Consider the following 22,938-nt stretch of genomic DNA (forward strand, 5'->3'; position numbering starts at 1 on the left):
GACCATCCCCGGCGGGACGTGCCGAAGGCTCCGCCATCGCTGCGGACCGCACCCTTCGAGAAGATCCTCTTCGGCGCCTCCACAGACCGCGCCCACCCACCCGCACGCCATCCCGCGCATCATGGACGTATGCCCGAAGGAGACACCGTCCTGCAGACCGCGAAGCGGCTGCACAGCGCGCTGGCCGGTCAGGTCCTCACCCGGTCCGATCTGCGCGTTCCCCGGTTCGCCACCGCCGATCTCACCGACCGGACCGTTCTCGACGTCTCCTCACGCGGTAAACATCTGCTGACCCGCATCGAGGGCGGTCTCACCCTGCACAGCCATCTTCGGATGGACGGCGCCTGGCGCATCTACGCCCCCGACGAACGCTGGCGGGGCGGCCCCGCCCACCAGATCCGCGCCATCCTGGCCAACGCCACGCACACCGCGGTCGGCTACCGACTCCCCGTTCTCGAACTCCTACGCACCGGGGACGAGGAGAAGGTCGTCGGCCACCTCGGCCCGGACCTGCTGGGTCCGGACTGGAACGCCGACACCGCGTTGCGCAATCTCCTGGCCGACCCTGCCCGCCCCCTCGGCGAAGCCCTTCTGGACCAGCGCAACCTGGCCGGCATCGGCAACGTCTACAAGTGCGAGCTCTGCTTCCTGGCCCGAGCCACCCCCTGGCTCCCCATCGGCCGGCTGCCCGAGCACACGGCAGTCCTCATGGTCACCACGGCCAAGCAGCTACTGGAAGCCAACCGCGACCGTCCGGTCCGCACCACCACCGTCGGTGGCCGTCCCCGGACCACCGCCGCTCCGGCGCCCCGCGCCCGCCGCCCGAGCGAGAACCTCTGGGTCTACGGCCGAAACCACCGCCCCTGTCTGCGCTGTGGAACACCCATCCGCGTGGGGGATCAGGACACTCGCCCCACCTACTGGTGCCCCCACTGCCAAACGGGCCCCACTCCCTGAGGGCGCCCGTCCACCACACGGTAGTTGACGACCCGTCAGAACCAGTCGTACCGTCCGGTCATGCCTTTCGCCGCGTACGACCTCACCGGCCGCTCCGCGTTCGTCACCGGCGCCGCCGGCGGCATCGGGCGCGCCTGCGCCATCCTGCTGGCGGAGGCGGGCGCCGCCGTCCACTGCGCCGATCTCGACGAGAAGGGGCTCCTGAAGACCTTCGACCTGATCACCGCCGCTGGTGGTGAAGCCCACACACATCCGCTTGATGTCACCGACCGCAACCAGGTCCGCTCCGCCGTCTCGGCGGCCGGGGACCTGGACATCCTGGCCGCAGTCGCCGGAATCATGCATACGAGCAGCGTTCTGGACACCGCGGACGAGGACCTCGACCGCGTGCTCTCGGTGAATTTCAGGGGGGTTCTGTACGCCTGCCAGGAGGTGGCCCGCACGATGACCGCGCGCCGCGCCCCGGGGTCGCTGATCACGATGGCTTCCGGCGCGGTCGACTCCGCGAGCCCTGGCCTGCTCTGCTACAGCGCGGCGAAGGCCGCCGTCGTCCAGCTGACCAAGACCCTGGCCACCGAGCTGGGGCCGCACGGCATCCGGGTCAACGCGGTCGCTCCCGGCTGGATCCGGACCCCCATGACCGCCCGCCACGACGCGGAGCAGCAGCACCGGGCAGAGGCCACGATGGCACGCATCTCCCCGCTCGGCAGGGTCGGTGATCCCACTGATGTCGCACATTCGGTACTGCATCTGGCGTCGGACGCGTCGGCCTTCACGACCGGCCAGATCCTCCGCCCGAACGGCGGCGTCGCCATGCCCTGGTAGCCCGCCACGCCCTGCCGACGGACCAGGAACGGCCGCACGCTCTCCGGGAGGAGTCCGTCGCCCCCCTCGCACGCCGGAACCGGCCGCTCGCGCGCCCCGAGGGGCCGGATATGGAGCCGCGTATCCACGATCCGGAGACCGGGCCGGGCATCGACGTGCCGGATATCAACGACTGCCAGCTACGGCCCGCTTCGCGCACACCGTCGGCGCACCGCCGCAACAGACCCGCTCCCGCGTCGAACACCCCGGTCGGCCGGACACTCTCCGCGACGTGAACGGGCAGCAGGCTCAGCCCCCACCCGCCCGCAGCCACCGCTCCCTCGACCGGCCCCGCGTGCCCCGGATCCAGCACCAGCCGCAGCACGGCCCACCACCACACACTGCCAAGCACGAGCGCCGGAACCCACCGCCGCACCATGGCTGCCTCCTTCGGCCGGACCCGGAGCCTGTCGTACCAGGCACACCGGGTTCGCGGGGTCCGTCCCGGTCCGGACGGAAGACCCTAGTCCGGCTCGATCACCTGGCGGGAGAGCGCACCGGCGCAGTACTCGGCGCGCGCAACGCGGTCGCGCACCGGCGCGCTCCAGTCCGCCGGGTAACGCACCCCACAGCGGGGCCTGGCCCAGAGGTAAGCCCCCACCGCTTCCGGCAGGGGCTCCTCCGGTTCCTGTTCAGTCCTTGTCGTCGCGGTGCAGGGAGTCCTTGACACCCTCGGCGCGCTGCTGCGCCTCGCCCATGGCGCCCTTGGCCTTGCCCTTCGCCTGGTCCGCCTTGCCCTCGGACTCCATGCGCTTGTTGCCGGTCATCTTGCCCATGGCTTCCTTGGCCTTGCCGGCAACCTTGTCCTTGGCACTCTCGTCAGTCATGACAACTCCTCGCGTCATACGGCCGGACTCTGCCCGATGCCGGGCAGGCCGGTTGGAAATGGGGCCGGCCAGGTGGGACGCCTGCCGGGAGGTTCGGAGAACCCGGTCAGGCGCTCTCCGCCTGGAACATCCATGCGTGCTTCTCGAGGTCGGCGGTCAGCGCGATGAGGATGTCCTGGCTGACCGGGTCGGGGTCGCCGGTCACCTCGATGCGCTCGCGCATCCGGCCGATCACCACGCTCAGGGCGTCGACCAGGGTCCGTACGGCATCGACGTCCTTGACCCAGCCCTCGGGCACGGAATTGATGGCCGTGGTCTTGGCGACCGTCCCCGAACGCCCGTCCGGGTTGACGCCCACCGCCGAGGCCCGCTCGGCCACCGTGTCGGAGTGCTGGCGGGCGGTGTCTACGACCTCGTCGAGCTGGAGGTGCACGGACCTGAAACGAGGTCCCACCACGTTCCAGTGGACCTGCTTGGCCACCAGGGAGAGGTCGACGAGGTCCACCAGGGCGCCTTGGAGCGCGTCACCCACGGACTTGAGGTCGGCCTCGGACAGCGGGCTCTTCACCACAGACATGCACATCTCCGATCTGGTATCCGTTCCGTTCAGCATCAACCACGATGGCACAAACGAAGCAAAACGGTCATCCGGGGAGGTGCTCGAAGAGATCGTTCCCCGGTCTCATCCATGCGCCTGCCCGCAGGAAGGGGGTCAACACCTCCCCTCGGCCGCCTTCATGAACGGCACCGGAATGCGGCATGCCGTACACGCCCTCCCCGACCCCCGGTGGACGCGCAGAAGCCCCGGCCCGCCCCGTGAGGGGAGGACCGGGGCTCCGGCTTCACACCGAACCGAACGGGTCAGGCGGCGACGACATCCACCGCTTCCGCGGGCGCCTTGATGGTCACCCGCCCCGTCGGTACACCCGTCACCGATGAAACGGAGACGGAATTGAGCATGGGGCGCACCGGTACAGGTACCGGATCGCTGGCCGCTGCCGACTCGGCCAGTTCGGCCAGGGACAGCTCATCGCTCACTTCACGCATGAGCTCGGACATCCGTACATCAAGCGCGTCGCAAATGGCGGAGAGCAGTTCGGAGGATGCCTCCTTCTGCCCCCGCTCCACCTCGGAGAGATAGCCGAGCGAAACTCGGGCGGACGAGGAGACTTCGCGCAGAGTACGGCCTTGGCGCTGGCGCTGCCGACGCAGCACGTCACCAAGCAGGCGACGGAGCAGAATCATCGGTGGCTCCCTCCTCGGACCGCGTAGCCGCATCCTTCACGCCCCACCGTACCGCCTAGCGCTGCGGCCGTGCGGGGAGCGATGTCGTGTTCACTCAGGGCTGCAAACATCAATTCCCCCCGTTGTGTTCCGTATCCTGTGCGCTCGCGTACCCGCCGAGTTCGCCGGAGAGCAGTTCCAGCACGCTCCGTACGCTCTCTTTACGGATGTCCGCCCGTCCACCGATCAACCGCAGTGCGGTCACTTTGCCGGCGCCATAGGGCCCGCAGACTGCGACGAAGACCGTTCCGACGGGTTGGCCGTCCTGCGGATCGGGGCCCGCGACGCCGGTCGTCGCCACTCCCCAGTCCGCGCCGAGCGCCCGGCGCACACCTGCCGCCATCTGGTGGGCCACCTCGGCGTCCACGGCCCCGCGCGCTGCCAGAAGCTCCGCTCCCACGCCCAGGAGTTCACTCTTGAGGGGGGTCGCGTAAGCCGTCACCGACCCGCGGAACGCCTGCGAGGCACCGGGTACGGAGGTCAGCTCGGCGGCCACCAGGCCGCCGGTCAGCGACTCGGCGACGGCGAGGGTCTCACCTCTCGCGACGAGGAGCCGCAGCACCCGGGCCGCGACTGTCACCGCTCGGCCTCCGCGGCACCGCGCTTCCCGGAGACCCGCTCCGCGCCCCTGGGGCCCTCGGAGGCCATCCCGGGAGTCTGGGCACGGCGGGGGGCCGCGCCCTCGCCCAGGGCGCTCCCCAGAGCCGCCTCAGCGTTCTCGGCAGTCTCCTGGGCCACAGCCGCCTCCTCCGCCGCGGCCTGGGCCAGGGCCGCCTTGTCCGCGGCGAGCCCCTGGCGTCGCAGGACGACGGCCTGACGGACGTAGTCCAGGCCGGTCACGACCGTCAGTACGACAGCCACCGCCATTACCCAGAAGCGCATCGTGGCCAGCGGACCGGTCAGCGCCAGGACGTACATCCCGGCGGCGGTCCCCTGAGCCAGCGTCTTCATCTTCCCGCCGCGGCTGGCCGGAATCACACCGTGCCGGATCACCCAGAAGCGCATCAGGGTGATGCCGAGCTCCCGGAAGAGGATCACCCCCGTGACCCACCAGGGAAGATCACCGAGGTAGGACAGGCAGATGAGCGCCGCCCCCATGATCGCCTTGTCGGCGATCGGGTCGGCGATCTTCCCGAAGTCGGTGACCAGGTTGTACTTGCGCGCCAGATGCCCGTCGAACACGTCGGTGATCATGGCGACGGCGAAGGCGGCCCAGGCGATGGAACGCCAGGCCGGGTCATATCCGCCGTCGTGGAGCAGCAGCACGACGAAGCCGGGGACCAGCACCAGCCGCGCCATGGTGAGGAGATTGGCGATGTTCCACAGGCTGGCCTGATTGACGGCCGCAGCACCCAGTTTTCCGCCGCGGACCGGCGTCGCGCCGGAACCGCCTGCCGCGGATGCCGGGACTCCGGTCATCTGGCTACCTCCGCAAGTTCACGGCACTCGGCGACCAGGTCCACGCCTTCGGTGCCCACCACCTTTGCCTCGACCATACGGCCCGGGACAAGTCCCTCGCGTGCGGTGAAGAGCACCTGCCCATCCGTTTCGGGCGCCTGGTGGGCCGCTCTGCCCACGGCTCGCGGCTCGTCCTCGGTGGGCTCGACCGTCTCGACGAGCACCTGGAGGGTCTCGCCGACGCGCTCCTCGGCGCGCTGCGAGGTCAGCTCCTCGGCCAGCTGCGAGATGTGCGCCAGTCGCTCGGCGATGGTGTCGGCGTCCAGCTTGTTCTCGTACCCGACCGCCTCGGTGCCGTCCTCGTCGGAGTAGCCGAAGACGCCGATGGCGTCGAGGCGAGCACCGGTGAGGAACCGTTCCAGCTCCGCCAGGTCCGCCTCGGTCTCACCGGGGAAGCCCACGATGAAGTTGGAGCGCGCACCGGCCTGCGGCGCCTTGCTCCGGATGGTGTGCAGGAGCTCCAGGAAGCTGTCGGTGTCACCGAAGCGCCGCATCGCGCGCAGCACACCGGGGGCCGAGTGCTGGAAGGACAGGTCGAAGTAGGGCGCGACCTTCGGCGTCGAGGTCAGTACGTCGATCAGACCGGGCCGCATCTCGGCGGGCTGCAGGTAACTGACCCGGATGCGCTCGATCCCCTCGACGTCCGCGAGCTCCGGAAGGAGTGTTTCCAGGAGACGGATGTCGCCGAGGTCCTTGCCGTACGAGGTGTTGTTCTCGGAGACCAGCATGACCTCCTTCACGCCCTGCTCGGCCAGCCAGCGCGTCTCGCCCAGGACGTCCGAGGGCCGCCGCGAGATGAAGGAGCCGCGGAAGGACGGGATGGCGCAGAACGAGCAGCGGCGGTCGCAGCCCGAGGCCAGCTTCACGGAGGCGACGGGGCTGGTTCCCAGCCGGCGGCGCAGAGGCGCCCGCGGGCCGGAGACCGGCGCGACTCCCTCCGGGAGATCGGCGGGGGCCGGCGTGGCCTCCTGGGCGTGACCGGGCAGGGCCACGGCGGCGTCCTGGCGTTCGGCCGGACTGATCGGCAGCAGCTTGCGGCGGTCGCGCGGGGTGTGGGAGGCGTGGATGCCGCCGTTGAGGATGGTCTGAAGGCGGTCGGAGATGTCTGCGTAGTCGTCGAATCCGAGGACTCCGTCCGCTTCCGGCAGGGCCTCGGCGAGGTCCTTGCCGTAGCGCTCGGCCATGCAGCCGACGGCGACGACGGCCTGGGTGCGGCCGTGGTCCTTCAGATCATTGGCTTCGAGCAGGGCATCGACGGAGTCCTTCTTGGCGGCCTCGACGAATCCACAGGTGTTGACCACGGCGACATCGGCATCGGAGGCATCCTCGACGAGCTCCCAGCCGTCCGCTGCCAAGCGGCCTGCGAGCTCCTCCGAGTCCACCTCGTTACGGGCGCAGCCAAGAGTGACAAGGGCGACGGTACGGCGTTCGGGCATGGGCTCAAGACTACTTTGTCCCGGCACTGGCCCCGCCGTGCAGGGTTCGGCTGTCACAGGGAGTGACAAAGGCGGCGGGCGCCCGGCACGATGGCCGGGCGACCGCCGCCCTGTGAACTGTCCGGGGTCCGAGGTCAGCCGACCTCGGGGTCGCCCTTGGTGTACGAGAGCCGCTCCACCTGTCCGGGCTGGAACTGGTCCTCGACCTTCTTGCCGTTGACGAAGAGCTCGATCGAACCGGCGTCCCCGAGGACGAGGTCGACCCGCTCCTTGTCCTGGAAGGTCTTCGTCTCGCCCTGCTGGAGGGTTCCGTCGAAGAGGGACCGGCCGTTGTGGTCCTTGGCGGAGATCCAGCTCTTGCCCTGGCTCGCGCTGAGCTTGACCGTCACCTTGTCCTGGGGCGCCGCCGCGATGGCGCTGTCCGAGGGGGCCGGCTTGGGATCGACGGGCTTGCTGGATGCCGGCTTGGGAGTGATCTTGTCGGAGGTGGGGCCTTCGGCCACCTGGCCGGCGGTCGAGGGCTCGTCACCGCCCTTGAAGAAGGTGAAGCCGACGAATCCGACGACGGCGACGATGGCCGCGACCATGGCCGCGGTCCAGTTGGGCCGCCGGGGTTCGGAACGGATCCGCTCGGCTTCGAACAGCGGCGCCGCCGGTGTGGGCGCGGGACGACCGCCGTGCTCTGCGTCGTACTGCGAAACCAGCGGTTCCGGATCGGTGCCTACGGCACGTGCGAGCGTTCGGATATGGCCGCGGGCGTACACGTCGCCGCCGCAGCGGGAGAAGTCGTCCTCCTCGATCGCGTGCACGATGGGGATGCGCACCCGGGTGGACGTGCTGACCTCTTCGACCGTGAGACCTGCGTCGATGCGAGCCTGATGAAGCACTCGACCGATCGAAGGCCGGTCGTCTTCGGGGGAGTTGCCGATGGACACGGGGGCGCCTTTCGAGCGTGAGCCACCTGCTGGATGTTCAGTCTAGGGGGGGTACGAAAGGGTGGGGCAACCGGGAGGGAGGACTTTGTACGCCATCAGAATCGAACAAAGTCGGATTCGCGGGACCGCCCCGGGGAGGACCATTCTGCTGTCCCTCCCTTCAACTTGACGTACGGCCCGGCGAAACGGTTGCCCGCAAAACCCTTACGAACCGGTTTCCCCCCGGATCAGAGCCAACACGCCGTCGAGTTCGTCCGGTTTCACCATGACGTCGCGCGCCTTGGAGCCCTCGCTGGGGCCGACGATGTTCCGCGACTCCATCAGGTCCATCAGCCGGCCGGCCTTCGCGAATCCCACCCGCAGCTTGCGCTGGAGCATCGAGGTGGAGCCGAACTGGGTGGAGACGACCAGCTCGGCGGCCTGGCAGAGCAGGTCCAGGTCGTCGCCGATGTCCTCGTCGATCTCCTTCTTCTGCTTCGTCCCGACCACCACGTCGTCGCGGAAGACCGGGGCCATCTGATCCTTGCAGTGCTGGACGACCGCCGCGACCTCGTCCTCGGTGACGAAGGCACCCTGCATACGGGTCGGCTTGTTCGCCCCCATGGGCAGGAACAGCCCGTCACCCTTGCCGATGAGCTTCTCGGCTCCGGGCTGGTCCAGGATGACGCGGCTGTCGGCCAGCGACGAGGTCGCGAAGGCGAGCCGGGAAGGCACGTTCGCCTTGATCAGACCGGTGACGACGTCCACCGACGGACGCTGGGTGGCGAGCACGAGATGGATACCGGCGGCGCGGGCCAGTTGGGTGATGCGGACGATCGAGTCCTCGACGTCCCGGGGGGCCACCATCATGAGGTCGGCCAGCTCGTCGACGATCACCAGCAGGTACGGGTACGGCGAGAGCTCCCGCTCGCTGCCCTCCGGCGTCTTGAGCTTCCCGGTGCGCACGGCGTGGTTGAAGTCGTCGATGTGGCGGTAGCCGAACGCGGCGAGGTCGTCGTAGCGCAGGTCCATCTCGCGAACGACCCACTGGAGAGCCTCGGCGGCCTTCTTGGGGTTGGTGATGATCGGCGTGATCAGGTGCGGGATGCCCTCGTACGCGGTCAGCTCGACGCGCTTGGGGTCGACCAGCACCATGCGGACGTCTTCCGGGGTCGCCCTTATCATCACCGAGGTGATCAGGCAGTTGATGCAGGAGGACTTGCCGGAACCGGTGGCACCGGCCACCAGGACGTGCGGCATCTTCGCGAGGTTGGCCATCTCGTAGCCGCCCTCGACGTTCTTGCCGAGCGCCACCAGCATCGGGTGGTCGTCCTCCGCCGCGTCCGCGAGCCGCAGCACGTCGCCGAGGTTGACCATCTCCCGGTCGGAGTTGGGGATCTCGATACCGACGGCGGACTTCCCCGGGATGGGGGAGATGATCCGGACGTCGGGGCTGGCGACGGCGTACGCGATGTTCTTGGCGAGCGCGGTGATCCGCTCGACCTTCACGGCGGGCCCGAGTTCCACCTCGTACCGCGTCACCGTAGGGCCGCGGGTGAAGCCGGTGACGGCGGCGTCGACCTTGAACTCGGTGAAGACGTTGGTGAGGGAGGCGACGATCGCGTCGTTGGCGGCGCTGCGGGTCTTGCCGGGGCCGCCACGCTCCAGGAGGTCCAGGGAGGGCAGCGAGTAGGTGATGTCGCCCGAAAGCTGGAGTTGCTCGGCCCGGGGCGGCAGCGGCTGCGACTGCGACCTCTCGGGGGCGGGCTTGGTGAGGTCGGGTACGCCCCCTGCGGGAGAGGGCGCCCTCTCCCCCGGCCTCCGGGCGGGCTCGGCCTCCCTGGCGCCGGGCACCGGGGTGCCCGTGCGCTCGCGGTCCACGGACACGCCCTGGGTCAGGTCGGCGACGACCGGCGAGGGCGGCATGCCGTTGAGCACCGCCCCGTCGAGCGCGGCGGCTGCGGCGGCCGCGACGTCCACGGCGTCCATGGGGCGGTTCATCGCCGGCTGCACGGACGGCCTGCGCGGCCTGCGGCGCTTGGAGAGCGCGTCGGTCTCCGCACGCTCGGAGTCGTACTCCTCGGGCGCCTCGGAGCGGCGGACGGAGGAACGGCGCGAACGGGCGGGCATCGACTCACGCCACTGCTCGTCGTACCGCTCGTCGTCGTCCTCGTACGCATCCGGTTCGTGGAGCGGATCGATGATTCCCAGTTTGGAACCCAGCAGCCGCAGCCGCTGCGGAATGGCGTTCACCGGGGTCGCCGTCACGACCAGCAGCCCGAAGACGGTCAGGAGCAGAAGCAGCGGTACGGCGAGCACCTCGCCCATGGTGAAGATCAGCGGCTTGGAGGCGGCCCAGCCGATGAGGCCGCCCGCGTCCTGCATGGCCTCGGTGCCGTCTTCGCGCCCCGGTGATCCGCACGCGATGTGGACCTGCCCGAGCACGCCGAGGACCAGCGCGGAGAGCCCGATGACGATACGCCCGTTGGCCTCGGGCTTCTCCGGATACAGGATCAGCCGCACGGCTACGGCGCCGAGCAGTATCGGCACCAGGAGGTCGAGCCGGCCGAAGGCTCCGGTGACGAGCATCTCGACGAGATCGCCGACCGGGCCGCGCAGGTTCGACCAGGTGCCGGCGGCGACGATCAGCGCGAGGCCGAGCAGCAGCAGCGCGACACCGTCCTTGCGGTGAGCGGGGTCGAGGCCCTTGGCGCCGCGCCCTATGCCGCGGAACATCGCACCGACGGCGTGGGCCGCGCCGAGCCAGACGGCGCGCACCAGGCGGTACACGCCGTTGGTGGGTGAGGGCGCCGGTTTGGGTGCGGCGGCCTTCTTGGGTACCGCCTTCTTCGCCGGTGCCTTCTTGGCGGGCGCTGTCTTCTTCGCCGCGGTCTTCCTGGCGGGCGCGGCTTTCTTCGCCGCACCCGGGCCACCGCCGACGCGCTTCGCGGTGCCCGCCGTGCCCTGGGAACCCTTGCCGGACGTACGTGAGGCCATGGGGCCGAGGTTACCGGTGTCTGCGGCAGTGAACACGTGCGCGTGCCGGTTCACCCGACCGTGTCGCCGTACCGGGGCCGCAAACTGACGCGCCTTCACCGGCCCCGGACGTGAAAAGCCACGCGGCCGGGACGGCCCGCACCGGGGCACAACCGCCGAACGGCCGCGCCCGCCAACCAGTTGACGCCCTGCCGGCCCGAAGAGGCCTGGCGGAGAGGGGCGGTGCGGTCCACACCTCGCTACGAGGAGAGGGTGGCGGGTCCGCCACTGGTGCCGGGCTCCAGGGCGTCGAGCGCCCGACGCAGCCCGGTCAGCTTCCGTTCGAGATGAGCGGCGGTCGCCACGGCCGCGGCGTCCGCCGATTCGTCGTCGAGCTGCTTGGAGAGCGCCTCGGCCTGCTCCTCGACGGCAGCCAGCCGTGCGGAGAGTTCGGCCAGGAGCCCGGCGGGCTCCTTCTCGTGACTCGCGCCACCGTGGCCGCCGCCCTCCAGCTGGAGCCGTAGCAGCGCCGCCTGCTCACGCAACTGGCAGTTCTTCATGTACAGCTCGACGAAGACCGAGACCTTGGCCCGCAGCACCCAGGGGTCGAACGGCTTCGAGATGTAGTCCACCGCGCCGGCCGCATAGCCCCGGAAGGTGTGGTGCGGACCGTGATTGATCGCGGTGAGAAAGATGATCGGGATGTCCCGGGTCCGCTCCCGCCGCTTGATGTGCGCCGCGGTTTCGAAACCGTCCATACCTGGCATCTGGACGTCCAGCAGAATGACCGCGAAGTCGTCCGTCAGTAGCGCTTTGAGCGCTTCCTCCCCTGACGATGCCCGCACCAGTGTCTGATCGAGCGCAGAGAGGATGGCCTCCAGCGCCAGCAGATTCTCCGGCCGGTCATCGACCAGGAGGATCTTGGCCTTCTGCACCATGGCCCGTCCTCCTCGTCCCGGATTTGCACCGGGCGCCGCCCCAGGGGACGGCTCCCTTACGCCGTCCGTCCTTGTGCCGGTCATGGTAGCTGCACCCCGCCCGTCACCACACCCTGTCACCGCGATGTCACTGTGCACACAGGGAAAACGCGGCGCGAGACCAGAAGGTTCCCCGGAATCCGCACTCCCACACTCTCTCCCACGCGGCGAGTCAACAAATCTCGATTGTTTCGCTCAATTGGCGATCACTCTCCGCGCATCCACTGCTCCATAACCGACAGCAGATGATCAGAATCGACCGGCTTGGTGACGTAGTCCGATGCGCCGGACTCGATCGCCTTCTCGCGGTCGCCCTTCATCGCCTTCGCGGTCAGCGCGATGATCGGCAGACCGGCGAACTGCGGCATCCTGCGGATCGCCGAGGTCGTCGCGTAGCCGTCCATCTCCGGCATCATGATGTCCATCAGCACGACCGTCACATCGTCGTGCTGCTCCAGGACTTCGATCCCCTCGCGCCCGTTCTCCGCGTACAGCACCGACAGACCATGCTGCTCCAGCACGCTGGTGAGTGCGAAGACGTTACGGATGTCGTCGTCGACGATCAGCACCTTCTCGCCGCCGAACCGGAACGTCCTGCGGACCTCCGGCTCCTCCTGGCCACCGAGCGTCCACGACTCCTGCTGGGCCGTCGTCCCGTCCGCCTGGGAGGCAGCCCTGGGCGGCAGCGCGGGCTGCTGCTGCGCACCGCCCAGAGCCTTGCGCCGACGCCGCAACAGCCCCGCCGCGCCGCCCTGGTCGTACGAGCTCCCCGAGCCCGAGGCTTCCCCGAAGGTCTGGAAGCCCGGCCCGGAGACCTGCCCCGTCCCCTGGCCTGCTTCGGGGAGCCGGCCGCTCTCGACCGCCGCACCGTGCATCTCGATGGGCCCGGGTCCGATCTGCGGGTAACCCTGGGGCGGGAGTTCGCTCGGGTGCAGCGGCAGGTACAGCGTGAACGTCGAGCCCCGTCCGGGCTCGCTCGCCGCATGGATCTCGCCACCCAGCAGCCGCGCGATCTCCCGGCTGATGGAGAGCCCGAGGCCGGTACCGCCGTACTTGCGGCTGGTCGTCCCGTCCGCCTGCTTGAACGCTTCGAAGATCACCAGCATCTTGCTGGACGCGATCCCGATACCCGTGTCGGTCACCGAGAAGGCGATCAGATCGGCGTCGGCATCCCGCAGCGAACCGGCTTCCAGCAACTGCTCACGGATGGCGTTCGGCACCTCGGCCCCGGCGTGCCGGATCACCAGCTCGACGGCGCCGCTGTCGGTGAACTTCACGGCGTTGGACAGCAGGTTGCGCAGCACCTGGAGCAGCCGCTGTTCGTCTGTGTGCAGCGTGGCCGGGAGTTCCGGCGACACCCGGACGGAGAAATCCAGCCCCTTTTCCGCGGTGAGCGGCCGGAACGTCGCCTCCACGTAATCGACCAGCTGCACCAGCGCGATCCGGGTCGGGCTGACGTCCATCTTGCCCGCCTCGACCTTCGAAAGGTCGAGGATGTCGTTGATCAGCTGAAGCAGATCGGAACCGGCTCCATGGATCGTCTCGGCGAATTCCACCTGCTTCGGGGACAGATTGCCCTCGGCGTTGTCCGCCAGAAGTTTGGCCAGAATGAGCAGCGAGTTGAGCGGCGTCCGCAACTCGTGGGACATGTTCGCCAGGAACTCCGACTTGTAGCGCATGGAGACGGCGAGCTGTTCGGCACGTTCCTCCAGGACCTGGCGCGCCTCCTCGATCTCGGTGTTCTTGACCTCGATGTCGCGGTTCTGCTGGGCCAGCAGCTCGGCCTTCTCCTCCAGTTCGGCATTGGACGCCTGGAGGGCCTTCTGCCGGTTCTCCAACTCCTGCGACCGGTCACGCAATTGCTCGGTGAGCTCCTGCGACTGCTCCAGCAGCTTCTCGGTCGTGGTGTTGACGCTGATCGTGTTGACGCTGGTGGCGATCATCTCGGCGAGCTGGTTCAGGAAGTCCCGCTGGATGTGGGTGAACGGCTGGAACGAAGCCAGTTCGATCACTCCGAGGACCTTCCCCTCGAAGAGCACCGGCAGCACGATCACATGCGCCGGCGGCGCCTCGCCCAGCCCCGAGGAGATCTTCAGGTACCCCGGCGGCACGTTGTCCACCTGGATCGTCCGCTTCTCCTCGGCCGCCGTGCCGATGAGCGTCTCGCCGGGGCGGAACGACGTCGGCATCGAACCCGCGGAGTAGCCGTAGCTGCCCCGCATACGGAGCTCGTACGCCCCCTCCCTGTCGCCCTCCGCGCCCAGCGCGTCGGTGTCCCCCGTCGCCATGGCGAGGAAGAAGGCACCGTGCTGCGCGGAGACGACCGGAGTCAGCTCGCTCATGATCAGTGAGGCCACGTCGTCCAGATCGCGCCGCCCCTGCATCAGACCGGAGATCCGGGCGAGATTGCCCTTGAGCCAGTCCTGCTCCTTGTTGGTGGCGGTGGTGTCGCGCAGGTTCGCGATCATCGTGTTGATGTTGTCCTGCAGGGCCTGGATCTCCCCCGCGGCGTCCACATCGATCTTGAGATTGAGATCGCCGCGGGTCACCGCGGTCGCGACGGCTGCGATGGCACGCACCTGTCGGGTCAGGTTCCCGGCCATCTCGTTCACCGACTCGGTGAGGTCGCGCCAGGTGCCGTCCACGTCCCGGACCCGCGCCTGGCCGCCCAGTTGCCCCTCCGTGCCCACCTCGCGGGCCACCCGGGTCACCTGGTCGGCGAACGACGAGAGCTGGTCGACCATCGTGTTGATGGTGTTCTTCAGCTCCAGGATCTCGCCCCGGGCATCGATGTCGATCTTCTTGGTGAGATCGCCCTTGGCGATGGCGGTGGTGACGGTGGCGATCTGGCGCACCTGACCGGTCAGGTTGGACGCCATCGAGTTCACGGACTCGGTGAGGTCCTTCCACGTACCGGAGACGCCGGGGACGCGCGCCTGGCCGCCCAGCTCGCCCTCCGTGCCCACCTCACGGGCGACTCGGGTCACCTCGTCGGCGAACGACGACAGGGTCGTCACCATCGTGTTGACGGTGTCGGCCAGCTCGGCGACCTCGCCGCGCGCCTCGACGGTGACCTTCTTCGTCAGGTCGCCGTTGGCGACCGCGGAGGAGACCCGGGAGATGTTCCGCACCTGACTGGTCAGGTTGTTGGCCATCAGATTGACGTTCTCGCTGAGGTCCTTCCAGATGCCCGTGGCACCACGCACCCGGGCCTGGCCTCCGAGGATGCCCTCGGTGCCCACCTCGCGGGCCACCCGCGTCACCTCGTCGCCGAAGTTCATCAGCTGGTCGACCATGGTGTTGACGGTCGTCACCAGTTCGAGGATCTCGCCCTTGGCGTCGACGGTGATCTTCTTGGAGAGATCGCCGTTGGCGACCGCGGTGGTGACCTCGGCGATGTTGCGGACCTGAAGGGTCAGGTTGTTCGCCATGCCGTTGACGGACTGGGTGAGGTCCTTCCACGTACCGGACACGCCCTGCACCTCGGCCTGACCGCCGAGGATGCCCTCCGTACCCACCTCGCGGGCGACCCGGGTCACCTGCTCGGCGAAGTTCGACAGCTGGTCGACCATCGTGTTGAGGGTGTTCTTCAGCTCCAGGATCTCGCCACGCGCGTCCACGTCGATCTTCTGCGACAGGTCACCCCGCGCCACCGCCGTGGCGACCTGGGCGATGTTACGGACCTGAGCGGTGAGGTTCCCGGCCATGCCGTTCACCGAATCGGTCAGATCGCGCCACACCCCGGCCACACCGGGCACCTGTGCCTGACCGCCCAGGCGCCCGTCCGTGCCCACCTCGCGGGCGACCCGGGTCACCTGCTCGGCGAAGGCGGAGAGCTGGTCGACCATCGTGTTGATGGTGTTCTTCAGCTCCAGGATCTCGCCACGCGCGTCCACGTCGATCTTCTGCGACAGGTCACCCCGCGCCACCGCCGTGGTCACCTGCGCGATCTGGCGGACCTGGGAGGTCAGGTTCCCCGCCATGAAGTTGACGGAGTCGGTGAGCTCCTTCCACGTACCGGAAACGCCGTCGACCCGCGCCTGACCGCCGAGACGGCCCTCGGTGCCCACGTCACGCGCCATGCGCGTCACCTGGTCGGCGAAGGAGGACAGCTGCGCCACCATCGTGTTGACGGTGTTCTTCAGCTCCAGCATCTCGCCGGCCACGTCGACGGTGACCTTCTGCGACAGATCGCCGTTGGCGACCGCCGTGGTCACCTGGGCGATGTCACGCACCTGGCCCGTCAGGTTCCGGAACGCCGTGTTCACGGAGTCCGTGAGGTCCTTCCACGTACCGGCGGCGCCCGGCACCGCGGCCTGGCCACCCAGCCGGCCCTCGACGCCGACCTCCCTGGCCACCCGGGTCACTTCCGACCCGAAGGACTGGAGCTGGTCGACCATCGTGTTGACGGTGTTCTTCAGCTCCAGCATCTCGCCGGCCACATCTACGGTGACCTTCTGCGACATGTCGCCACTGGCCACCGCCGTGGTCACCTGGGCGATGTCACGCACCTGGGTCGTCAGATTGCGGAAGACGGTGTTCACCGAGTCGGTGAGGTCCTTCCAGGTCCCCGCCGCGCCCGGAACCTGCGCCTGGCCCCCGAGCAGGCCCTCGCCACCGACCTCGCTGGCCACCCGCGTGACCTCGTCCGCGAAGGTGCGCAGCGTCTCGGTCATCTGGTTGATCGTCTCGGCGAGCTGGGCGACCTCTCCGCGCGCGCTCACCCGGACCTTCTGCGACAGGTCACCGTTGGCGACCGCCGTCGTCACCTCCGCGATACCGCGCACCTGGGAGGTGAGGTTCCCTGCCATCGTGTTGACGGAGTCGGTCAGGTCCTTCCAGACCCCGGCCACCCCCGGCACCGTCGCCTGCCCGCCCAGTTCGCCCTCGGTGCCCACTTCACGGGCGACACGGGTCACCTCGGAGGAGAACGAGGACAGCTGGTCGACCATCGTGTTGACGGTGTTCTTCAGCTGAGCCATCTCGCCTGCGACGTGGACCGTGACCTTCCGCGACAGATCGCCCTTGGCGACCGCCGTCGTCACCAGGGCGATGTCGCGCACCTGCGCGGTCAGCCGGTACGCCATGGTGTTCACGGAGTCCGTGAGGTCCTTCCAGGACCCGGACATCCCACGCACCTGGGCCTGACCGCCCAGCTTGCCCTCGGTGCCCACCTCCACCGCGACCCGCGTCACCTGCTCGGTGAACGCCGACAACTGGTCGACGAGGTTGTTGACCGTCCGGGCGACCTTCAGGAACTCGCCGCGCAGCGGCCGGACCGTCTCGTCCGCCGTGTGCGAGCGCAGCTCCATCCGCTGTTCGAGATCGCCGTCGGCCACCGCCGACAACACCCGTCCGACCTCCGAGACCGGACGCGCGAGATCGTCGACCAGTTCGTTGGACGCGTCGATCGCGGCGGCCCAGGAGCCCTCACAGGCCCCCGTCTCCAGCCGCTCGGTGAGCTTGCCCTCGCGGCCGACCACGCGTCGCACGCGCGCGAGCTCACCCGTGAGATGCACGTTGCGGTCCGCGACCTCGTTGAAGACCGCCGCGAGCTCCGCCATGACACCGTCGCCCGACACGGTCACACGCCTGCGGAAGTTCCCGTCACGCATGGCCACCAGACCGGACAGCAGTCTGTTGAGTGCCGCGGCGTCGACTTCTACGGTTCCATTGCGCTGCTTCTTCACGGACTGTCCGCCTTTACTGCGCGTACCTGTTCCCCGCGCCGCCACGTCAGACTCCACCGTGTCCCTCCCGCAGGGGTTGACCGAATCGCCCGGGCCTTGTCCGAGAGCTTGCCCAGATCCTCTGTTGCTCACCGCCACCGCCCACCGTCGACGGTGACCATGCGGACGTCAAATCGTTGAAACGTACCAGGCCGGAACCGGTCGGGGTGAAACCTCACATGGTTGTTCCACATCCCTCCCGGAGGAAGCCCACACTTGTCCGGTCACCGACCTGTTCCTGCTCGTCCTTGCCCGAACCCGGCCCTCGTGTATCCGGCACCTGCACGAAGCGTCTAGCCTGGCAAGGCGAATCGAAGCGGCGAGAATCGGGCACAGGACTCGGGAAAGCGACGAGACACCAATGGGGAGTGCTGTGATCACGGCGCGCGCGGCTGCCACCTTCGAACCGGTCGGGCGCTCCGTCGCGACGGCCCGCGCGTTCGTCCGGGACACGCTCCAGGGGTGGGGTTACACGGACGTCGTCGACGACGCCGTCGTCCTCACCAGCGAGCTCGTCACGAACGCGGTGGTCCATGCGGGCACGGCGGCGGACGTGCTGTGCCTGCGTACCGAGGAGGGTGTCCGGGTCGAGGTCTCCGACCACTACCCGGAGCGGGAGATCCCGCTCCAGTCCACCGGGCTGGACTTCGGCAGCCCCGACCGGGAGGGCGGCCGCGGCCTCCTGCTGTGCGCGGCGCTCGCCTCCCGCTGGGGAGTGGAGTACTCCCCCACGCACAAGCACGTCTGGTTCCAGCTCGATCTCCCCGACCGCCCGGTGGGCCTCCGTTCCGCGGGTCCGCTGCTCCCCGTCGGCCTGCTTCCCGTCACCGACGAACGGGTCAGGGTCGCCGTCGTCCAGATCGACGGCTCAGGCGCCATCGCAGCATGGAACGACGACGCCTCGTACCTGTTCGGGCACACCGGGGAGCAGGTCACCGGCAAACAGTTCACCGACTTCACCGCCTGGCCGCAGACCCCCGGCACCAACACAGGCATCGCCGACGCGCTGCGCCTCTCGCGCTGGGAGGGCAGCTACGGCCTCCGCGCCGCCGACGGCCGCACGATCCCCGTCTACGGCTCCCACCTGCGAGTCCGGGACACGGAGGGCGCACCCTCGACGGTGTGCCTGCTCGTGCGCGACTACGAGCGTGCCGTGCTCCAGTCGCCGGTACGCACTCCGGTCTCCGACGCGAGCACCGAAAGCCGCACGACGGATCCCTTCGAGGTCTTCATCGGCTCCCCCGCCCCCGACGACCTCGACGGGCTGCTCCAGCGCACGGTCGAGCGAGCCCGCGACATGTTGGACGCCGACGCGGCCTTCCTGCTTCTGGCGACGGACGACGAGACCGAACTGGAGGTGCGGGCCACGACCGGCCTGCCCTCGGCCCGGCAGCGCTTCGCCCGCGTCCCGGTCGAAGCCGGCACCGGACGATACGGTTCCGCCCGCATGCCCGCCGTCCACGAGGACCTCGACGCGGTACCCGGTGCCGTTCCCCTGCTCGGCGATACCGGCATGCGCTCGGTGGTCACGGTCCCGCTGAAGGTCGAGGGCCGGCTGACGGGCTCCCTGGGCGTCGCGGCCGAAGCCGCAGGCCGTTACTCGAACGAGGAGGCCCTGCGCCTCCAGTTCGCCGCCGACCGCATTGCGCTGGCCGTCGAGTCCGCCCGCCTGGGAGAGCTGGAACGGCTGCGCCGCGGCTCGCTCTCGTTCCTCGTCGAGGCGTCCGACCTGCTGGCCGGCACGCTCGACCGGGACCAGACACTCGCCCTGATGGCACAGATGACCGTCCCCACCCTGGCCACGTGGTGTGCCGTCTACACGATCGCCGACCAGGCCTCGGACCCGTACCTCTCGTACGTGCTGCACGAGGACGAGGAGCTCATCGACGGCCTCAAGGCCCTGCTCTCCAGGATCTCGCCGCCGGACCCGGTGCCGACTCCCGGCGCACGTGTCTGGTCCGCACCGTCGGAGGCCGCACATGAGGCGGCGCTGCGCACATCGATGCGCAGCATCGGCCTCGGCGACCCAGGCGGCCTCGGCGCGGGCATCCGCTCGACGCTGGCCACCGCGGCCGCGGTGGGCGGGGAGACCGTGGTCCTCCCGCTCGTCGCCCGTAACCGGGTTATCGGCATGCTCACGCTCGGCAAACCGTCCGACGACCACTTCCGCCAGGAGATCCTGGAACTGGCCGAGGACCTCTCCCGCCGAGCCGCCCTGGCTCTCGACAACGCCCGTCTCTATTCGGAGCGCACGGCGATCAGTCAGTCCCTCCAGCGCAGCTTGCTGCCCCCGGGCCTGCCCGACGTCCCCAATGTCGAGATCGAGGTCATCTACCGGGCAGCCGGTGAGGGCAACGAGGTGGGCGGCGATTTCTACGACGTCTTCCCGATCCGCGACGGCGCCTACGGTTTCGCCATCGGCGATGTCTGCGGTACGGGCCCGGAGGCCGCGGCCGTCACCGGCCTGGCACGGCACGCACTGCGGCTGCTCGCCCGCGAGGGCTTCGGCGGCCCCGCCGTCCTGGAGCGGCTGAACGCCGCCATCCTCGACGAGGGCGCCCGCAGCCGCTTCCTGACCCTGCTGTACGGCGAGCTGTGGCCTCAGGAGGACGGCAGCGCCCTTCTGAAGGTCGTCTGCGCCGGCCACCCGTTGCCGTTGCGCCTGCGCCAGGACGGCTCGGTCGAGGCGGCGGCGGAGCCCCAGCCGCTGCTCGGCGTCATCGAAGACCTGGAGCTGTACGAGCAGACGGTGACCCTGAACCCGGGCGACGTCCTGCTGTGTGTGACCGACGGTGTCACCGAACGCCGTGAGGGCACCCGCATGCTCGGCGACGACGGCCTGGCGGACGTACTGGCCAACTGCACGGGCCTGACCGCGGGTGCGGTCGCAGCTCGCATCCTGCGCGCGGTCGAGCGCTTCGCCGCAGAGCCGGCCTCGGACGACATGGCCATCCTCGCGATGCGTGTCCCCGAGCCGCAGATCGCTGGATAACCCCCGCCGACTCCGAAACCGTCCGGAAGGAACGTCCTGGATACACGAAAGGGCCCCCGCCACTTGGCGGGGGCCCTTCGTCTGTCTGAGCCCCAATGCGGAATCGAACCGCAGACCTTCTCCTTACCATGGAGACGCTCTACCGACTGAGCTATTGGGGCCTTGCTGCCCTGCGGCAACGAGCTAAAGCATACCCCGAACTGAGGGGTGTGCAAAACCGCCTGTCGCACCGTCACCACCCGGTCCACCTGCGGCCTTCCGGCCCCGCTCCTCCCCCCGAGGCAAGGTTCGCGCTCTTCCGCCCTGTACGCCGGCAAACGGGTCCGGAACGCAGAAAAGCCCCGTGCCACAAGGGCACGGGGCTTTCTACAATGATTGTTCGGCGGCGTCCTACTCTCCCACAGGGTCCCCCCTGCAGTACCATCGGCGCTGAAAGGCTTAGCTTCCGGGTTCGGAATGTAACCGGGCGTTTCCCTAACGCAATGACCACCGAAACACTATGAAATTAACCAACACCGGAACAAAACACGGCCGTTCGTTATTTCAGAACTAACACAGTGGACGCGAGCAACTGAGGACAAGCCCTCGGCCTATTAGTACCAGTCAGCTCCACCCGTTACCGGGCTTCCACATCTGGCCTATCAACCCAGTCGTCTACTGGGAGCCTTAACCCTTCAAGAGGGTGGGAATACTCATCTCGAAGCAGGCTTCCCGCTTAGATGCTTTCAGCGGTTATCCTTTCCGAACGTAGCCAACCAGCCATGCCCTTGGCAGGACAACTGGCACACCAGAGGTTCGTCCGTCCCGGTCCTCTCGTACTAGGGACAGCCCTTCTCAATATTCCTACGCGCACAGCGGATAGGGACCGAACTGTCTCACGACGTTCTAAACCCAGCTCGCGTACCGCTTTAATGGGCGAACAGCCCAACCCTTGGGACCGACTCCAGCCCCAGGATGCGACGAGCCGACATCGAGGTGCCAAACCATCCCGTCGATATGGACTCTTGGGGAAGATCAGCCTGTTATCCCCGGGGTACCTTTTATCCGTTGAGCGACAGCGCTTCCACAAGCCACTGCCGGATCACTAGTCCCGACTTTCGTCCCTGCTCGACCCGTCGGTCTCACAGTCAAGCTCCCTTGTGCACTTACACTCAACACCTGATTGCCAACCAGGCTGAGGGAACCTTTGGGCGCCTCCGTTACTCTTTAGGAGGCAACCGCCCCAGTTAAACTACCCATCAGACACTGTCCCTGATCCGGATCACGGACCCAGGTTAGACATCCAGCACGACCAGAGTGGTATTTCAACGACGACTCCACAACCACTGGCGTGGCCGCTTCAAAGTCTCCCACCTATCCTACACAAGCCGAACCGAACACCAATATCAAACTATAGTAAAGGTCCCGGGGTCTTTCCGTCCTGCTGCGCGAAACGAGCATCTTTACTCGTAGTGCAATTTCACCGGGCCTATGGTTGAGACAGTCGAGAAGTCGTTACGCCATTCGTGCAGGTCGGAACTTACCCGACAAGGAATTTCGCTACCTTAGGATGGTTATAGTTACCACCGCCGTTTACTGGCGCTTAAGTTCTCAGCTTCGCCGACCCGAAAGTCAGCTAACCGGTCCCCTTAACGTTCCAGCACCGGGCAGGCGTCAGTCCGTATACATCGCCTTACGGCTTCGCACGGACCTGTGTTTTTAGTAAACAGTCGCTTCTCGCTGGTCTCTGCGGCCACCCCCAGCTCAGGAAGCAAGTTCCCTCACCAGTGATGGCCCCCCTTCTCCCGAAGTTACGGGGGCATTTTGCCGAGTTCCTTAACCATAGTTCACCCGAACGCCTCGGTATTCTCTACCTGACCACCTGAGTCGGTTTAGGGTACGGGCCGCCATGAAACTCGCTAGAGGCTTTTCTCGACAGCATAGGATCATCCACTTCACCACAATCGGCTCGGCATCAGGTCTCAGCCTTAATGTGTGACGGATTTACCTACCACACGGCCTACACCCTTACCCCGGGACTACCACCGCCCGGGCTGGACTACCTTCCTGCGTCACCCCATCGCTTACCTAGTACAAGTCTGGTTCGTCGGCTCCACCACTACCCTCAACTCCGAAGAGATCGGGCCGGCTTCACGGACTTAGCATCGCCTGATTCAGTATTGGGCGTTTCAAAGCGGGTACCGGAATATCAACCGGTTGTCCATCGACTACGCCTGTCGGCCTCGCCTTAGGTCCCGACTTACCCTGGGCAGATCAGCTTGACCCAGGAACCCTTAGTCAATCGGCGCACACGTTTCTCACGTGTGTATCGCTACTCATGCCTGCATTCTCACTCGTGAACCGTCCACAACTCGCTTCCGCGGCTGCTTCACCCGGCACACGACGCTCCCCTACCCATCCACACAGGCGTTGGCCCTATATGTGTGAATGACACGACTTCGGCGGTACGCTTGAGCCCCGCTACATTGTCGGCGCGGAATCACTTGACCAGTGAGCTATTACGCACTCTTTCAAGGGTGGCTGC

At 67.9% G+C, this 22,938-nt stretch carries 13 protein-coding genes, 1 tRNA gene, 2 rRNA genes and 1 pseudogene (1 of these 17 cut by a window edge); 3 read left to right on the forward strand and 14 right to left on the reverse strand.

Annotated elements, in window-relative coordinates; translation table 11 throughout:
* Positions 1–129 precede the first annotated feature (129 nt).
* Positions 130–957: a DNA-formamidopyrimidine glycosylase family protein gene (locus OG538_RS08905; protein ID WP_406091852.1), complete on the forward strand. Its 828-nt coding sequence runs from the start codon at positions 130–132 to the stop codon at positions 955–957.
* A gap of 60 nt (positions 958–1,017) precedes the next feature.
* Positions 1,018–1,782 carry an SDR family NAD(P)-dependent oxidoreductase gene (locus tag OG538_RS08910; protein WP_406091854.1) on the forward strand — a complete coding sequence of 255 codons (765 nt, stop codon included), beginning with the start codon at positions 1,018–1,020 and terminating at the stop codon, positions 1,780–1,782.
* A gap of 163 nt (positions 1,783–1,945) precedes the next feature.
* On the opposite strand, the pseudogene OG538_RS08915 reads toward OG538_RS08910, so the two are convergent.
* The 11 genes and pseudogenes from OG538_RS08915 to OG538_RS08965 form a co-directional block, all read right to left on the reverse strand.
* Positions 1,946–2,200 (reverse strand): annotated as a pseudogene (locus OG538_RS08915) (hypothetical protein); the annotation flags it as partial.
* A gap of 253 nt (positions 2,201–2,453) precedes the next feature.
* Complete coding sequence (locus tag OG538_RS08920; protein WP_406091855.1) at positions 2,454–2,648, reverse strand: CsbD family protein; 195 nt, start codon at positions 2,646–2,648, stop codon at positions 2,454–2,456.
* Between the two features lie 106 nt (positions 2,649–2,754).
* The gene (locus OG538_RS08925; RefSeq protein WP_406091857.1) at positions 2,755–3,225 is read right to left on the reverse strand and encodes a Dps family protein; all 471 of its coding nucleotides are present in this window, start codon (positions 3,223–3,225) and stop codon (positions 2,755–2,757) included.
* Positions 3,226–3,509: 284 nt separating this feature from the next.
* Positions 3,510–3,893 carry a helix-turn-helix domain-containing protein gene (locus tag OG538_RS08930; protein WP_148021270.1) on the reverse strand — a complete coding sequence of 128 codons (384 nt, stop codon included), beginning with the start codon at positions 3,891–3,893 and terminating at the stop codon, positions 3,510–3,512.
* A gap of 109 nt (positions 3,894–4,002) precedes the next feature.
* Positions 4,003–4,512, reverse strand: a complete 510-nt coding sequence (locus OG538_RS08935) for a CinA family protein (RefSeq protein ID WP_406091859.1) — start codon at positions 4,510–4,512, stop codon at positions 4,003–4,005.
* The gene (pgsA, locus tag OG538_RS08940) at positions 4,509–5,351 is read right to left on the reverse strand and encodes a CDP-diacylglycerol--glycerol-3-phosphate 3-phosphatidyltransferase (RefSeq protein WP_406091861.1); all 843 of its coding nucleotides are present in this window, start codon (positions 5,349–5,351) and stop codon (positions 4,509–4,511) included. The genes OG538_RS08935 and pgsA overlap by 4 nt, the downstream gene beginning before the upstream one ends.
* Positions 5,348–6,826, reverse strand: a complete 1,479-nt coding sequence (rimO, locus tag OG538_RS08945; RefSeq protein WP_406091863.1) for a 30S ribosomal protein S12 methylthiotransferase RimO — start codon at positions 6,824–6,826, stop codon at positions 5,348–5,350. The genes pgsA and rimO overlap by 4 nt, the downstream gene beginning before the upstream one ends.
* Before the next feature lie 134 nt (positions 6,827–6,960).
* Complete coding sequence (locus OG538_RS08950) at positions 6,961–7,761, reverse strand: helix-turn-helix domain-containing protein (RefSeq protein ID WP_406091865.1); 801 nt, start codon at positions 7,759–7,761, stop codon at positions 6,961–6,963.
* Between the two features lie 204 nt (positions 7,762–7,965).
* A complete protein-coding gene (locus OG538_RS08955; RefSeq protein WP_406091867.1) occupies positions 7,966–10,737 on the reverse strand; it encodes a DNA translocase FtsK in 2,772 nt (923 codons plus the stop codon).
* A gap of 239 nt (positions 10,738–10,976) precedes the next feature.
* A complete protein-coding gene (locus OG538_RS08960; protein WP_406091869.1) occupies positions 10,977–11,654 on the reverse strand; it encodes a two-component system response regulator in 678 nt (225 codons plus the stop codon).
* 245 nt (positions 11,655–11,899) lie between these two features.
* Entirely contained in the window at positions 11,900–17,383 is a 5,484-nt protein-coding gene (locus OG538_RS08965; RefSeq protein ID WP_406091871.1) for a HAMP domain-containing protein, read from the reverse strand.
* A 412-nt stretch (positions 17,384–17,795) separates the two neighbouring features.
* Here OG538_RS08965 and OG538_RS08970 point away from each other — a divergent pair, with 412 nt between their 5' ends.
* Positions 17,796–20,414: a SpoIIE family protein phosphatase gene (locus tag OG538_RS08970; protein WP_406091873.1), complete on the forward strand. Its 2,619-nt coding sequence runs from the start codon at positions 17,796–17,798 to the stop codon at positions 20,412–20,414.
* 88 nt (positions 20,415–20,502) lie between these two features.
* Here the strand turns inward: OG538_RS08970 and OG538_RS08975 are convergent.
* From OG538_RS08975 to OG538_RS08985, 3 genes are all read right to left on the reverse strand, one after another.
* Positions 20,503–20,575, reverse strand: a tRNA-Thr gene (locus OG538_RS08975).
* Between the two features lie 216 nt (positions 20,576–20,791).
* Positions 20,792–20,908, reverse strand: a 5S ribosomal RNA gene (rrf, locus tag OG538_RS08980).
* A gap of 79 nt (positions 20,909–20,987) precedes the next feature.
* Positions 20,988–22,938: ribosomal RNA gene (locus tag OG538_RS08985) — 23S ribosomal RNA — on the reverse strand; it runs 1,174 nt beyond the window's last position.

It is taken from the genome of Streptomyces sp. NBC_01013 (assembly GCF_045162765.1).
Classification (GTDB): domain Bacteria; phylum Actinomycetota; class Actinomycetes; order Streptomycetales; family Streptomycetaceae; genus Streptomyces.